This is a genomic window from Hyphomicrobium sp. (assembly GCF_051860585.1).
Taxonomy (GTDB): Bacteria; Pseudomonadota; Alphaproteobacteria; order Rhizobiales; family Hyphomicrobiaceae; genus Hyphomicrobium_C.
The window spans coordinates 158871-172855 of sequence record NZ_JBHYDS010000002.1 but is presented as its reverse complement, the minus strand read 5'-3'; the positions used below and the strand labels follow the sequence as shown (position 1 = coordinate 172855).

General features: G+C 64.2%; 10 protein-coding genes. All 10 read right to left on the bottom strand.

Going from position 1 to position 13985, the window contains the following annotated elements; translation table 11 throughout:
• Positions 1-63: 63 nt before the first annotated feature.
• The gene (locus tag ACTIFK_RS03670; RefSeq protein WP_439541695.1) at positions 64-330 is read right to left on the bottom strand and encodes a hypothetical protein; all 267 of its coding nucleotides are present in this window, start codon (positions 328-330) and stop codon (positions 64-66) included.
• Positions 331-369: 39 nt separating this feature from the next.
• The gene (locus tag ACTIFK_RS03665; RefSeq protein ID WP_439541694.1) at positions 370-633 is read right to left on the bottom strand and encodes a DUF1344 domain-containing protein; all 264 of its coding nucleotides are present in this window, start codon (positions 631-633) and stop codon (positions 370-372) included.
• A gap of 113 nt (positions 634-746) precedes the next feature.
• Positions 747-2117: an ATP-binding protein gene (locus tag ACTIFK_RS03660; RefSeq protein WP_439541693.1), complete on the bottom strand. Its 1371-nt coding sequence runs from the start codon at positions 2115-2117 to the stop codon at positions 747-749.
• A gap of 14 nt (positions 2118-2131) precedes the next feature.
• Positions 2132-2809 (bottom strand): winged helix-turn-helix domain-containing protein, encoded by a 678-nt coding sequence (locus tag ACTIFK_RS03655; RefSeq protein WP_439541692.1) that lies wholly within the window; start codon positions 2807-2809, stop codon positions 2132-2134.
• Positions 2810-2931: 122 nt separating this feature from the next.
• Positions 2932-6045, bottom strand: a complete 3114-nt coding sequence (locus tag ACTIFK_RS03650; RefSeq protein ID WP_439541691.1) for an efflux RND transporter permease subunit — start codon at positions 6043-6045, stop codon at positions 2932-2934.
• Between the two features lie 11 nt (positions 6046-6056).
• The gene (locus ACTIFK_RS03645; RefSeq protein WP_439541690.1) at positions 6057-7169 is read right to left on the bottom strand and encodes an efflux RND transporter periplasmic adaptor subunit; all 1113 of its coding nucleotides are present in this window, start codon (positions 7167-7169) and stop codon (positions 6057-6059) included.
• 255 nt (positions 7170-7424) lie between these two features.
• On the bottom strand, positions 7425-7952 hold the full coding sequence (locus ACTIFK_RS03640) for a hypothetical protein (RefSeq protein ID WP_439541689.1): 528 nt from the start codon (positions 7950-7952) through the stop codon (positions 7425-7427).
• A 2-nt stretch (positions 7953-7954) separates the two neighbouring features.
• Positions 7955-8161, bottom strand: coding sequence for a TOBE domain-containing protein (locus tag ACTIFK_RS03635; protein ID WP_439541688.1), 207 nt, complete (start codon positions 8159-8161; stop codon positions 7955-7957).
• Positions 8162-8245: 84 nt separating this feature from the next.
• A complete protein-coding gene (locus tag ACTIFK_RS03630) occupies positions 8246-10516 on the bottom strand; it encodes a TonB-dependent receptor plug domain-containing protein (RefSeq protein ID WP_439541687.1) in 2271 nt (756 codons plus the stop codon).
• Positions 10517-10629: 113 nt separating this feature from the next.
• On the bottom strand, positions 10630-13932 hold the full coding sequence (locus ACTIFK_RS03625) for an error-prone DNA polymerase (protein WP_439541686.1): 3303 nt from the start codon (positions 13930-13932) through the stop codon (positions 10630-10632).
• Positions 13933-13985 lie beyond the last annotated feature (53 nt).

Below are 13985 nucleotides of genomic sequence, written 5' to 3'. Positions count from 1 at the left end.
AAAGAAGGGCGGGGCACTGGGGGATTAGTGCGTCCCGCCCCCTCTCAACCGGTGAGCTTTGGATCACACGGCGGGGAGGATCTTGATGGCGTAGCGATGGCCATGGGCCTCGCGATAGACGACGCGCACTTGCTCACCGCGGCGCAGGCCCTGTCCCATCGCGCGGGGGTCATACCGATAAGTCTGCTGGCCGACCGTGAGGTGCTGGGCGCGCGGGTTCAAGTGCTCGATGCGCCCTTTGGCCTCGTGCGTTGCGCCGGCGGCTGAGGCAGCGCCCGCACCCGTCGCCAGTGCAAGAGCAACAGTGCCAATCGTCTTGATCGTATACATCGGGTCTCTCCGTACTTTCTTTCCCGTCGCGGCAGGGCGTTACTTAGAGAGATGAACCTTCGAGGCGATCATCTTGCCGTCCTTCGTGTCGAAGGTGATCGCGACTTTGTCGCCGGCCTTGATCTTGTCGAGCTTGACGTGGCTGCCGACTTCAAACGTGTCGCCGTTGGCGAGCGTCAATTCGTGCTTGGCGGCATCGGTGGATTTGACGTCGCCGGTTTTGGTCTGCGACGCCGCGAATGCGCTCACGGACATCGCGGTCAGCGCTGCGAGCATGATGGGGGCGACTACTTTGGTAGACATCGGTGGCTCCTGTTTTTTTCGCCGGGCGTTTGGCTCAACCCATGCGCCCCCTTGATATGCACTCCTCATCTTGCCGCCGCTTGGCCGCCAGCATACGGATTCGTAAGGGCCGATCAGGCCGCCTCGGCGGCGCCCGGAAACGAAATCGCAACGCAGAGTCCAGGTGTCTGATCCTTCAGTGCAATCGCCGCATCGTGCAGCTCGGCGATGGCTGCGACGAGGGTGAGGCCGAGGCCGCTGCCGGGCGTGGTGCGGGCGCGCTCAAGCCTGTAGAGGCGCTGAAAAACCTTTTCCCGCTCGGTCTCGGGAATGCCCGGACCATTGTCGGAAAGCTCCGCTCGGAAGCCTTGCGGCTCATCATACAGCGCGATTGAAATATGCGTGCCCGTCGGACAATGCCGAATGGCATTCTCGACGACGTTGGCGAACAGCTGCACGAGAAGCTCGCGATCGCCCTTGACGAGGGCGGGCTTCCAGCGCGTATCGGCCCAAGCGAGGCGGTGTCCGGCGTCTTCCGCGACGGCGGCGTAGATTTCCGCGACATCGTCGAGGATCGCGACGAGATCGACGCTGCCGAACCGTGCGCGGCGTGCGCCGGCTTCGATCTGCGTGATGCGCAGCAGGGCATCGAACGTTTCCATGATGGCGTCGAGATCGTCGAGCGCGCCGTCGAGCGACGCGCGGAAGTCGGATGCGGTGCTCGCTCCGCGGCGCGCGATGTCGAGGCGCTGGCGCAGCCGGCCGACGGGCTTCTTCAAATCATGCGCGATATCGGATGAGGACTGGTTGACGTTCTCCATCAGCTTCTGGAGGTGGTCGAGCGTGCGGTTGACCTGTTCTCCGACATGATCGATGTCGTCGCCCGAGCCGGACATCGGCACGCGGGCCTTGATGTTTCCGTCGGACACGGCGGCGAGCGTGTGGGCAAAGGCGTCGATGCGGTGCTGGGTCTGACGTGCGATGAACGCGCCGCACGCGCCGCCCAGCAGGGTCGTCGCAACGAGGCCGATGCCGAGCACTTCGAGCAGGAACGTTTGCGTGCGCCGCAGCTCGCGGTCGCTGCTGCCGACCAGAATTCGGCCCTCGGAAACGTTCTCCCACATGGCGAAAAAGCGGTCGTCCGGTTCGCCCGCGGAGCTGTCGGGCTGGACCTTGGCGCGCTCGAGCGTGATCCAGCCGTCGGTCGTGGGAATGTTGCGCACGTTACCGGCGACGTGGCGGCCGTCCTTGTCGATGAGCTCGACGATGAAATCCGCGTGGCGGACGGAGGCGCTTTCGCTCGCCACAACGCCCGCGAGATCTTGGAACGAACGTTCGTCGTCGATGGCTTGGAACGCCTCCATCGCCTCCTGGGCGCGGACATGGATCTGATCCGTGAGGCGCGAGGTCATGCCGAGGAAGAGGATGGCGAACAGCGCGACGACGGTCGCCGCGAACAGGGCCGTGAATGTCGCCGCGAGCCGGAACGGGGTTCGCTTCAGCACGGCGGGGCCCTCCGTCACGGGCCTTCGTGGAGGCTGTAGCCGCTGCCGCGCACGGTATGGATCAGCTCGGTCGCGAAGGGCTTGTCGATCTTGCTGCGCAGCCGCGAGATGTGCGTCTCGACAACGCTGGTCTTGGGATCGAAATGGAAACTCCAGACGCGTTCGAGCAGCATCGTGCGGGTGACGACGCGTCCCTTGTTGCGCATCAGGACTTCGAGGAGGCGAAACTCGCGCGGCTGAAGCTCGATCTCAGCGGTGCCGCGGTAGACCTTTCGCGTGATGAGATCGAGCGCCAGGTCGCCGACCTTGAGCCGTGTTTCTTCGCCCTTGAGGTGGGGGCGGCGCGACAAGGCGTTGATGCGGGCCAGCAGCTCCGAGAATGCGAACGGCTTGACGAGGTAGTCGTCGCCTCCTGCATCCAGGCCGTCGACGCGGTCGTCGACGCCGCCGAGTGCCGTGAGGAAGATGATCGGCACTTTGCATCCGGCCGAACGCATCGTCTTGACGATGGCGAGACCTTCGAGGCCGGGTAGCATGCGGTCGACGATGAGCACGTCGTAGGTTTCGCCCATGGCTTGGGTCATGCCCTCGCGCCCGTCGGCGCTGTGGTCGATGGTGTGGCCCTCTTCCTCGAGGCCATTGATGACGTATTGGGCGGTGTCGGGGTCGTCCTCGATGAGTAGCACGCGCATGCGTCGCGTCCTTGCGATAGGTGTCGGCGTGCCCCGACTATAACTGCGCCGCGATGTCCGTCCGCTTTCCGCGCCGTTACAAATTCGTAAGGCTCGGCGCGGCCGCGGGCGTAGACGGACCGTTAAACGAACGCGCCCGCGCCGCCTTGGTTCGGATGTCCCGGCGCGGCCGGCGCAGTGGGGATCTGGGGTTCGCCCTCGGTGTCCCATTCGTCGGCGCGGTGCTCGGCGGCGATGGCGAGGTAGATCACCGGTAGGATGAAGAGGGTAAACAGGGTGCCGATGGCCATGCCCGTGACGAGCACGATGCCGATGCTGTTGCGGGCTTCGGCGCCCGCGCCGGTGACGAATACCAGCGGCAAGTGGCCGAAGACGGTCGCGGCGGTGGTCATCAGGATCGGACGCAGGCGCGTCTTGGCGCTTTCGCGGATGGCGGCGAGTTTGGTCAGACCTTCCCTCTGCAACTCGTTGGCGAAGGCGACGATCAGGATGCCGTTCTTGGCGATCAGTCCGACGAGGGTGATGAGGCCGATCTGGCTGTAGATGTTGATCGTGGTGAAGCCGAGGAACGTGAACAGCAGGGCGGCGGAAAGGGCAAGCGGCACCGATCCGACGAGCACGACGAGCGGATCGCGGAAGCTGCCAAACTGCGCGACGAGCACGAGGTAGATCAGCACGATGGCGAAGGCGAGGGTGCCGGCCAGCGTTGCGCCTTCCTGCCGGATCTGGCGGGATTCACCGGCGTAGTCGATGGTGTAGTCGGCCGGCAGGATGTCGCGCGCGGCGGCTTCCAGCGTGGCGAGGGCCGTGCCCTTGGTTACGCCGGGCACGACGCCGCCGAAGACCCGGAAGCTGTCGGCCTGCTGGAAACGCGTCAGCGTGCGCGGGGCCGTTTTCGTCTCGAGGCTGGCGATGGCCGAAACCGGGATCTGTTTTCCGTCGCGCGTCCTGATCTTGTAGTCGAGCAGGCGTGAGGCGACGGCGCGCGCGTCGAGGTTCACCTGCGGGATCACCTTGTAGGCCCGGCCCTCACGCGTGAAGCGATTGACGTAGTTGCCCGAGATGAGAACGCCGAGCTGCTGACCGACGTCGGCCAGGTCGAGGCCGAGATCGGCGACGCGCTCGCGGTGAACGGTCACCATGACCTGCGGCAGATCGATCTTGAGATCGGTGTCGGCGAACATGAACTGTCCGCTGGCGAAGGCGGCGTTGACGAGCTTGCCGGCGTAGTCCGCCATCTGTTCGGGCGTGCCGGGGCCTTTAAGCACGAGTTCGACGTCGTAGTTGCCGGCGCCGGGGAGAGCGGGCGGCAGCACGGGGAACACCTGCAGCTCCTTGATCTGCGAGACGGCGCCAAAAATCTCCGGCTGGATCAGATGGGCGCTGCGCGTGCGGTCGTGCCAGTTCTTCAGCAGGTAGCCGCCGAAGCCGTTCGACGGAAAGACGATCTCGAACATCGCTTCGTATTCGGGCAGCGCGGTGCCGATGTTCTTGATCTTGTCCATGTGCGAGGTGGTGTAGGCGAGCGAGGCGTCCGGCGCCGAGTTCACGATCAGGAGGATGAAGCCTTCGTCCTCGACCGGCGCAAGCTCCTGCGACGAGAACATGTAGAAGGGCACGGCGAGCATGCAGATGAAGGCGCCGAAGGTGAGGATCTGCGCGCGCAATGTGAGGATGACGTCGAGAGCGTTGCCGTAGGCTTCGGAGAGGCGGTCGAGGCTCCGCGTGACGAAGCGCGCGTAGCGTCCCTCATGGCCGCCCTCGGTCGCCGTGTAGGCGCTCATGATCGGCGACAGCGTGATCGCGACGAAGCCCGAGAAGATGACGGCGATCGCCAGCGTGAACGCGAATTCCTTGAACAGAACGCCCGTCAGGCCGGACAGAAACCCGATCGGCGCATAAACGGCGGCGAGCGTGATCGTCATGGCGATGATGGGCGTGAACAGCTGGCGGGTGCTGAGGAGCGCCGCCTGGATGCGGCCCATGCCGTGCTGCATATGGCGCGTGACGTTCTCGACCACGACGATGGCGTCGTCGACTACGATGCCGACGGACAACACGATGGCGAGCAGCGTCAGCAGATTGAGGGAGAAGCCCATCGCCATCATGGCCCCCAAGGCGGCGATGAGTGATATCGGGATCGTTACGAGCGGAACCAGCGCACTGCGCCACGAGCCCAGGAACAGGAAGACGATGAAGCCGACGATCAGCACGGTTTCGCTGAAGGTCTTGGCGATCTCCTTCAGCGAATTCTCCATGTAGACCGTGCCGTCGTAGGCGAGGTCGATCTCGGTTCCGGCGGGCAAGTCGGGGCGGATGCGCTCGAGCTCGTCGCGCAGCGCATAGGCGACGGCGATCTCGTTGGTGCCGGGGAGCGGCCAGACGGATAGATACACCGCGTCCTTGCCGTTGTGGCGGACGTTGGAGGTTTCCTCCTCGGAGCCCAGCTCGACGCGGCCGATATCCGAGATGCGGACGATGCGTTTGCCGTCTTCGCGCACGATCAGGCGTTCGAATTCCTCGACGCTCTTGAGATCGGTATTGGCGAGAAGATCGACCTGGACTTCGTTGCCTTTGGTGCGGCCGACGGCGGCAAGAAAGTTGTTGCGCTGGAGGGCGGCCTCGACTTCGCTTGCGCCGAGGTTGAAAGCCGCGAGGCGGTCCGCGTCGAGCCAGATGCGCATCGCCTGTGGGCGCGCGCCCTCCATGCCGACACGCTGGACGTTGGCGATCGTGCTCAGGCGCGGCTGGATGTTGCGCGAGAGGTAGTCGGTGATCTCGGGCGGCGTCATCGTGTTGGATGTGACGCTGACGTAGAAGGTCGCGTAGGGCCGGTCGGCGCGCTGCACCTCGACGACGGGGCTTTCGACCTCCTGCGGCAGCTCGCTGCGGATCTGGTCGAGTCGGTTGCCGACCTCGGCCAGCGCGACCGTGCTCGGATGGTTGAGCTTAAGGCGGGCCGTGACGGTGCTCAGACCGGCGACGCTCGAACTCTCCACGTAGTCGATGCCAGTGATGGAGGAGACGGCGCGCTCGATGGGCGTGGTGACGAAGCCGCGGATGCTGTCGGCAGATGCGCCGACGTAGATCGTCGTGATGAGGATCGAGGAGCTTTCGATGCGCGGATATTGCTGGATCGGAAGCTGTGTTGCGGCGCGGAGGCCAATCAGCACCAGCGCCAGGTTCAAGACCAGCGCGATCACGGGGCGGCGGACGAAGAGGTCGATGACGCGCATGGCGGGCTCGCTCAGTTGACGCCGACTTCGGCCGGAGCGGGAGCCGGAGTGCCAGTATGGACGAGCAATCCGTCGCGCAGCTTGAATGAGCCGGACGAGGCGATCAGGTCACCGGCCGCAAGGCCTTTCAGGACGACGATGTCGCCGCCCTTGACGGCGCCGGTGGTGACGGCCCGCATGCGCGCGCGCAGCTTGCCCTCCTCCTCGACCAGGACGAACACGTTCTGCCCGTTCGGTGAGCGGCGGATGGCGGACAGGGGCGCCATGACCGCTTGCTGTGGTTTCGATGTCTCGACGGTGACGTCGACGAAGGTGCCGGGTCGCAGCCGCTCGCCGAAGCCGGGCGCGACGGCGCGGAAGGCCACGGCGCGGTTCGATCCGTCGGCCGTGTTGTCCTCGGCAAGAATGGTGGCCGTCATCTCGCCGTTCGGTACGGCGGGGCCCGAGAGCGTCACGCGGCTGCCGGCTCGAATGGCGGCCGCGCTGTCTTGCGGCAATGCGAAATCGACATAGGCATCCGCGTCGACGCCCTGCAGCGTGACGATCAGGGTGCCGACGTCCAGGTAAGCGCCGGGCTGCCAGTTGGTGATGCCGACGCGGGCGCGGAAGGGCGACGTGATGCGTTTCTTGTCGACGACGACAGCGAGGTTGTTGGCACGCGCGGTTGCAGCGGCGAACTCCTCGCGCGAGCGATCGAATTCCTGCTCGTTGAAGGCGGCACTGGCGCGAAGGCTTTCGCGGCGGTCGAGTGTGATTTTGGCCAGGCGCGCATCGGCTTCGCTCGCGGCGAGGGCGGCCTGCTCCTGGCGCGCGTCGAACTGAATGAGGAGCGCGTCCTTATCGACGATATCGCCCGAGCGGAAACCGATCTCCGCGACCACGCCTGCGATCTCGTTCCGGATCTCGACGTGGCGCAGCGCGACGACCGAGCCGATGGCGCGGGTGGTGGCCGACCACTCGCCCGTGTGGGCGCGAACGGACTGGACCGCTTCGCTCGGTTCCGGCGAATTCCGGGATGCGGCGATGGCCGTCTGGATCTCGGAATACTTGTAGTAGCCAAGCCCGCCCGCCGTGCCGCCGATGGCAAGGATCACGAGCATCCAAGCAAAGATGTGCTTCAACATGGGAAAATCTCAGCTTCTGTTTTGCAGTCGTCAAAATCTGATGACGCGCGGTGGGGCGTCGCTCAAATGACGTTCGGCGATCGTCCGCGCCGACATGTGATCAAAATAAATGCAGCGCCTTCTTTCAGGCTGCGGAATGGCGGCGGTCAAGCGCATTGTGCGGGGAAGCCGAAATATGGCGGCCGCACGGTCATTTTTCGGGCTTGCGTTGCAACTTTGCCCGGGAATTAAGGCTGTTTTGGTGGCGAGGCGTCGTTAGTCCGTGGCGGGACGGATCGTGAATTTTACGACTGCCGCCTGCGCTCCATAAATCTGGATCGATACCGGCCCTTCGGCGATCTCGAAGCGGACGCTTTTGCGGGCGAACTCGCAATCGGCCGAACCGGTATGACCCGTCGCCTCGAGCGCCTTGCCGTTCTGGACCACGTCGATCCAGGCATGGGCGGACAGCGTGACCTGGTAGTGTCCCTGGGAAATGCTCCCGAAGGTGACGACGCCGGCGAGCGTTTTGTCGTCGCCGGGTTTCGGCGTTTTGGTCGGCGTGGCCGGCAGCGTGACCTCGGCTGCCGGTTTGAGGGCGAGCGCGACGGCCTTGCCGTCCGGTGGCGTTGGCAGGGTCGAGCCGCTGTCGACCGTTTCGGTGCCGTCCGATTTCATCCAGGCAATTTCGGTTGCGAGCGGCCACAAAAAGCCGTCGCAGCCGACAGCCGGCGCGGCGACGGATGAGGCCGCCGCGGAAACGAGCGCCGCACTGGCAACGAAAAGGGACAGCAGCGTCTTCATGCTTACTCCACCGCGACCATGACGTCGGACGATTTGATCACCGCCGACGCGGTCATTCCGGGCTTGAGAGCCAGTTCATCAACGGACTCGTTGGTGATCGAAGCCGTCACGATCGTGCCGCCGATATCGATACGCACGTGGGCGGTGGTCGCTCCCTTCTTCACGTCGACGATCTTGCCGGTGAGGACGTTGCGGGCGCTGATCTTCATGGACTGAAATCCTTCTGCTGCACGGCGCTAGCTACCGTCTTATATCGCGCCGCGCAGCAGAATTGAAGACAAGTGTGCCGAGACCTAGAACTTCACGCGGCCGTTCGCAAAGAACTGCCGGCCCGCTTCGGGGAAGCCTTCCACCAAGCTGTAGTTTTGATCGAAAATGTTGGTCGCGCCAACGGCAGCCGAGACGTTTTCGTTGAACTTGTACTCGGCTTGGAGGTTCGCCAACGCGAAACTGCCGGTCTCGATGTAGCTTCTGGTCTTTCCGCTGGTGACGAAGCTCGTGCGATCGCTGGCGAGCGACAGGCTCGGCGTGAACGTCAGCTTCGAGGTCGCATCCCAAGAGAGATAGAGGAAGCCTTCGTGCTGGGGCGTGCCTTCAGGCCGGGTTCCCGGCGTGATGTAGTCGAAGCTGCGCTCCAGGAACGTGTAGTTGCCGCCGACGCGGAGGCCGGGTGCGACGTCCCAGTCAACCGACAGTTCGGCACCGTAGGTCTCGCCGCTCACGTTCTGGTTCTGCGTGAACACGCTGCCGTCAGGACGGATGATGTAAGCGGACTGAATCGAGTCCTTGAGGTCCGAATAGAAGAGGGCGCCTGAAACGCGCACGTCCCGTAAGAACGTCTCCGTCGCGCCGAGTTCCCAGTTCGTCGCGCGCTCGGCTTCGAGGTTCGGGTTGGGAATGGCAAAGCCGAACCGCGTGCTGTAGCGCTCGAACACGGTGGCGAAACGCGTGCGGCTCGAAACGGTCGCGTGCACGTCGCCGGTGTTGGAGAAGCGATAGACGGCGCCGCCCTGGTAGTTCCAGGCGTGGTTCGTGGTGAGTTCGTTCTGGACGACTACGCCGGCGGTGAAGTCCTCGGCGCGCTTCACATCCTGATAGTCGTAGCTCACGCCGGCGATGAAATCGAGCCGCTTGCTGGCGTGGAACGTGTTCTCGAGCGCGAAGGACCACGTGTCCTCGATGTTCTCCTGCCAGGGCTCGACGAAGCTCTGGGTTGGATGATCGGGGCGTCCGAAGTTGCGCTCGGCATGATTGTCGCTGCGATAGTGGATCGCGCCTTTAAGCGTGTTCATGGGGATCAGCTCAGTGCCGAGTTCCAGGAAGCCGCCGTAGGCAAAATCCTCGTAGTCGCTGTTGAAGGCGGACATCGCTGTTTGCTGTGAATAGGGCGCAACCGTCGCGCTCGGGGAGTCGAACGAGCTCAAGCGGTTTTCGAACGTGTTGTAATAGACGTTCGTCTTGACGTAGGACGCACTTCCGACTTGCGTTTTAGACAGCCACGACAAGCTCTGGATATCCCAGTAGGGCCATTCCCAATAGCGCTGGGTCTGGAACTGTTCCTTGCGAATGTGCAGCGGCGCGCTCTTCTCGCCGCTCTGCGTCGTGTAGTTGATGCTGTATTCGTCCGTCGCATTCGGCGTGATGCCGACCTTGGCATTGATGCGCCAGTCGCTGAAATCGGAGTTGTCGCGGGCGCCGCCCTGTTCGTAAGGGAAGAACGGATCGAACGGCGTCGACGGCGTCGCGGGGCGGAAATCGTCCGACAGGTTGAACTGGTCCTGATCGACGATGGTGCCGCTGATCTGCGCGTAGTACCCCTTCTGGCGCGTGCCCATGTAGGCGTAGCTGCTCCACTGATTGAGATCGTCGAGGTCGCCGTTCATCACCACGCCGGAGCGGGCTTCGGCCTCGAGTTCCTTGGTGGGCTTGCGCGAGACCATGTTGATGGCGCCGCCGAGGCCGCCGGGGCCGTTCAGGACCGAGACATATCCCTTCTGGATCTGGACTTCAGAAAGGTCGGGCGTCAGGAAGCGGCTCATGTCGAGACGGTTGTCGGCCGGCAGGTAGACCCGCACGCCGTCAATCGACAGCGGGACCCGGAAGCGATCGAAGCCGCGCACGTAGATGTCGCGTTCGTTGCGCCGCCCGCCGCCCGTATGGGACGAAACGCCGGGTGCGAGTTCGACGGCCTTATCGAGGGACTGGGTGTTATAGGTCCACATCGCCTCGTTGGTGATCGTCGAGCCGCCGATCATGTCGAGCTGGCCGAGCGTGAAGATGCCGATGGCGGGGCCTTCGCCCTCAATCGCGGTTGTGCCGGAGCCTTCGGATCCGTCGGAGGCGGCTGCCGTGGACTGAGCGGACGAGGCGCCTGCGCCCTTCGTGCGGCGGCGGCTGACAAGCGGTTCCTTAGGGGATTGGACGACGATGGGCGGAAGCGGAGTCGCTTCATCGGCCGTGACATCGCCACCAGCGGTTGCCGTACTGCCTTCTTGTGCGAGCGCTGACGATGCGGCCACGCAAAGACTTGCTGCCGTAACGGCAGCGAACACTTTTCTAGACATTGTAGTCCCCCAACTCCGGACCTGGCGCGAGGCCAGATCCGCTCCCTTCACGATATATTCATAAGAATATAACGTAGGGCAAGCACAGTTTTGCAATCGGGCGATTGGCGTTTTCAATGGAAGTCGCGGCTGCGCAGCGGAAATGAGGTCTGCGGAGCGAGAGGCGCGGTGCTGTCGTTCTCCTGTTGCAGACGTTCCGCGTCCCGCAAAAGCGCAAGATCCGCCGAGAGGTCGATGAAGCTTTCGGCCAGGATGTGCACGACGATCCCCGCGCGCTGCAGGCGACCGCGAACGGCAAGAAAGCGCGCGCTCATCACGGTGCGGCGGTTGCTCGCGAAAACTTTCGGCCAGACGATGATGTTGGCGATGTCCGTTTCATCCTCGAGCGTGACGAAGACCGCCTTCTTGCCGCCCGGCATCTGACGCGTGAGAACGAGACCGCAAACAATGATCTCCTGATCGTGTGGTGTCTTTGCTGGATCGCGCAGATCCGCATTGCGCGTCACGCCGCGCCGGCTCAAGCGCTCGCGGAAGAAGGCGATGGGATGATCCTTCAACGACAGTCCCGTCGTGACGTAGTCCTCGGCGACGTGCTCGGAGAGCGGCATCGACGGCAGGATGACGGCGGGCTCGGGAAAGAGCTCGTCGCCGAGATGAGGATCGAAGAGCGGCAGCGTTTGGGTGTCCTGCAGGACGGTTCTTTTGCTTCGATGGGCGGTTGGGTGCGCGTCCTCTTTTCTTGTGGGGAACGACTCCACGCCGATGGCGCGCAATCTTCGGGCCGACCAGAGCGCCTGGCGCCGGTCGAGCCCCATCGAGCGGAAGGCGTCCGCCGCGGCGAGCCGTTCGATTGCGCCGCGCGAGATGCCGGCTGCGCCCAAGCGTTCGAGATTGGCGTATCCGTTGCCGCGGGCGGCGATGAGGCGTTTCATCTCGCTTTCGGGGAGGCCCTCGATCTGGCGCAGCCCGAGGCGGACGGCGAAGCGGTGCGGGCTTTCGGCGTGGGCGTGCTCCAGCGTGCAGTCCCAGTCGCTGAAGTTGGCATCGGCCTCGCGAACCTCAACGCCGTGCTGGCGCGCGTCGCGGACGAGCTGGGCGGGCTGGTAGAAGCCCATCGGCTGGCTGTTCAGGAGCGCCGCGCAGAAGACATCCGGATAGTGGCACTTCATCCACGCCGAGGCATAGACAAGCAGCGCGAAGCTCGCGGCGTGGCTTTCGGGGAAGCCGTATTCGCCGAAGCCTTCGATCTGGCCAAAGCAGCGCTCGACGAAGGTGGGATCGTAGCCGCGGCGGGTCATGTTGCGGATGAACGTGTCGCGATAGAGGTGCACCTTGCCGGTATGACGGAAGGTGGCCATGGCGCGTCGTAACCCGTCGGCCTCGTCGGGCGTGAACTCGGCGGCGGTGATGGCGATCTGCATCGCCTGCTCCTGGAAGAGCGGCACGCCGCGCGTGCGTTTCAACACCTCCTTCAGTTCGTCTTTGTCGCCATGTTCCGGTGCCGGAGAGGGATAGACGATCGTATCGGGGTTTTCATCGCGCCGCTTGAGATAGGGATGCACCATGTTGCCCTGGATGGGGCCGGGGCGAACGATCGCCACCTCGATGACGAGGTCGTAGAAGCAGCGCGGCTTCAGGCGCGGCAGCATCGACATCTGCGCCCGGCTCTCGACCTGGAAGACGCCGACGGAATCGGCCTCGCAGAGCATATCGTAGGTTTTCTCCGCGTCTTTCGTGCCATCCGCAGGGATCGTCGCCAGCGTGTAGCTTTTCTTGTGATGCGTGCGCAGGAGATCGAGGCCGCGCCGGAGCGCGCTCAACATGCCGAGTGCGAGCACGTCGACTTTCATCAGGCCGAGCGTGTCGATGTCGTCCTTGTCCCACTCGATGAAGGTGCGATCCGCCATGGCGGCGTTGGCGATGGGCACGGTTTCGTCGAGCCGCCTTCGCGTCAAGATGAAGCCGCCGACGTGTTGCGAAAGATGGCGCGGAAAGCCGATCAGCTCGCGCGCGAGCAGGATGGCCTGGCGGATCGCGGAATTTTCCGGATCGAAGCCGGCCTCGCGAATGTGCGTGTCGGGAAGGCCGTCGGCGTGGCTGCCCCAAACGGTCTTGGCGAGGGCGGCGGTCACGTCGGGCGTCAGTCCCATGACCTTGCCGACCTCGCGGATGGCGCGGCGCGAGCGGTAGTGGATGACGGTGGCGCAGATGGCGGCGTATTCGCGGCCGTAGCGTTTATAGATGTATTGGATCACCTCCTCGCGCCGCTCGTGCTCGAAGTCGACGTCGATGTCGGGCGGCTCCTTGCGCTCTTTTGAGAGGAAGCGGGCAAAGAGAAGATTGGAGGTGCTTGGATCGATCTCGGTGATGCCGAGGCAGAAGCAGATAGCGCTGTTGGCGGCCGAGCCACGGCCCTGGCAGAGGATCTCGAGGCGGCGCGCCTCTTTGACCACATCGTGGACAGTGAGGAAATAGCGGGCGTAATCGAGCTCGGCGATGAGGGTCAGCTCCTCGCGGATCTGTTTCTCGACCTTTTCCGGAACGCCTTTCGGATAGCGTCTTGCCGCGCCCTGCCAAGTCAGGTCATCGAGATGTTCTTGGGCGGTCTTTCCTGGCGGCACGGGCTCGTCGGGATATTCGTTCTTGAGATCGTCGAGCGCGAAACGGCAGGCTCCAGCGATCTCGATCGTACGCCGGATCGCATCGGGATAGTCCGCGAACAGGCGGGCCATCTCCGCGGGCGGTTTGAGATGGCGCTCGGCATTGGCGTCGAGGCGAAATCCCGCGTCGTGGATCGTGCATTTCTCGCGGATGCAGGTGAGCACGTCGGCGAGCGGACGGCGCTCGGGCGCGTGATAGTGCACGTCGTTGACGGCGACGAGGGGCGTGCCTGCGTGGCGCGCGAGCGTATCCAGGTCTCCGAAGCGGCGCGGCTCGTCGCCCTGATGGCGGTGGACGGCGGCGAGGAAGCTTGTGCCGTGTGTGGCGCGGGCCAGCGTGTCGAGGCGCCGTTCGAAATCAGGCGTGAGCGTATCCGGCGGGAGGGCGATGAAGATCTGGCCGTCCCTGGCTGCAAGGATGTCCTCGAGCGTCAGCAGGCATTCGGTGTTCGCGCCCTTGCGCTTGCCGAGCGTGAGCAGGCGGCAGAGGCGCGCATAGGCTTCGCGGTCGGTGGGATAGGTGAGCAGCTCCAGTCCGTCGATGGTGACGAGACGCACGCCCACGATCAGCTTCAGCGCTTTGTTCTCCTTCCAGGCATCGAACGCGCGGACGACGCCGGCGAAGCTGTTGCGGTCGGTGATGGCGAGCGCGTCGAGCCCCAGGGCTTCGGCCACGGCCACCATCTCGGCCGGATGGGAGGCGCCGCGCAGGAACGAGAAATTGGTGGTGACGGCGAGCTCGGCGTAGCGGGTCATGAGCTGCTCTCCTGTGGGAGATCCTCTCCACTTGCCGAAGGCGGTTCTCCTTT

What these genes read in the sequence shown, in the direction of transcription:
- ACTIFK_RS03655 (WP_439541692.1), bottom strand. Translation starts at nt 2,809, where the DNA reads ATGCGCGTGCTACTCATCGAGGACGACCCCGACACCGCCCAATACGTC.
- ACTIFK_RS03665 (WP_439541694.1), bottom strand. Translation starts at nt 633, where the DNA reads ATGTCTACCAAAGTAGTCGCCCCCATCATGCTCGCAGCGCTGACCGCG.
- ACTIFK_RS03635 (WP_439541688.1), bottom strand. Translation starts at nt 8,161, where the DNA reads ATGAAGATCAGCGCCCGCAACGTCCTCACCGGCAAGATCGTCGACGTG.
- ACTIFK_RS03625 (WP_439541686.1), bottom strand. Translation starts at nt 13,932, where the DNA reads ATGACCCGCTACGCCGAGCTCGCCGTCACCACCAATTTCTCGTTCCTG.
- ACTIFK_RS03670 (WP_439541695.1), bottom strand. Translation starts at nt 330, where the DNA reads ATGTATACGATCAAGACGATTGGCACTGTTGCTCTTGCACTGGCGACG.
- ACTIFK_RS03650 (WP_439541691.1), bottom strand. Translation starts at nt 6,045, where the DNA reads ATGCGCGTCATCGACCTCTTCGTCCGCCGCCCCGTGATCGCGCTGGTC.
- ACTIFK_RS03630 (WP_439541687.1), bottom strand. Translation starts at nt 10,516, where the DNA reads ATGTCTAGAAAAGTGTTCGCTGCCGTTACGGCAGCAAGTCTTTGCGTG.
- ACTIFK_RS03645 (WP_439541690.1), bottom strand. Translation starts at nt 7,169, where the DNA reads ATGTTGAAGCACATCTTTGCTTGGATGCTCGTGATCCTTGCCATCGGC.
- ACTIFK_RS03640 (WP_439541689.1), bottom strand. Translation starts at nt 7,952, where the DNA reads ATGAAGACGCTGCTGTCCCTTTTCGTTGCCAGTGCGGCGCTCGTTTCC.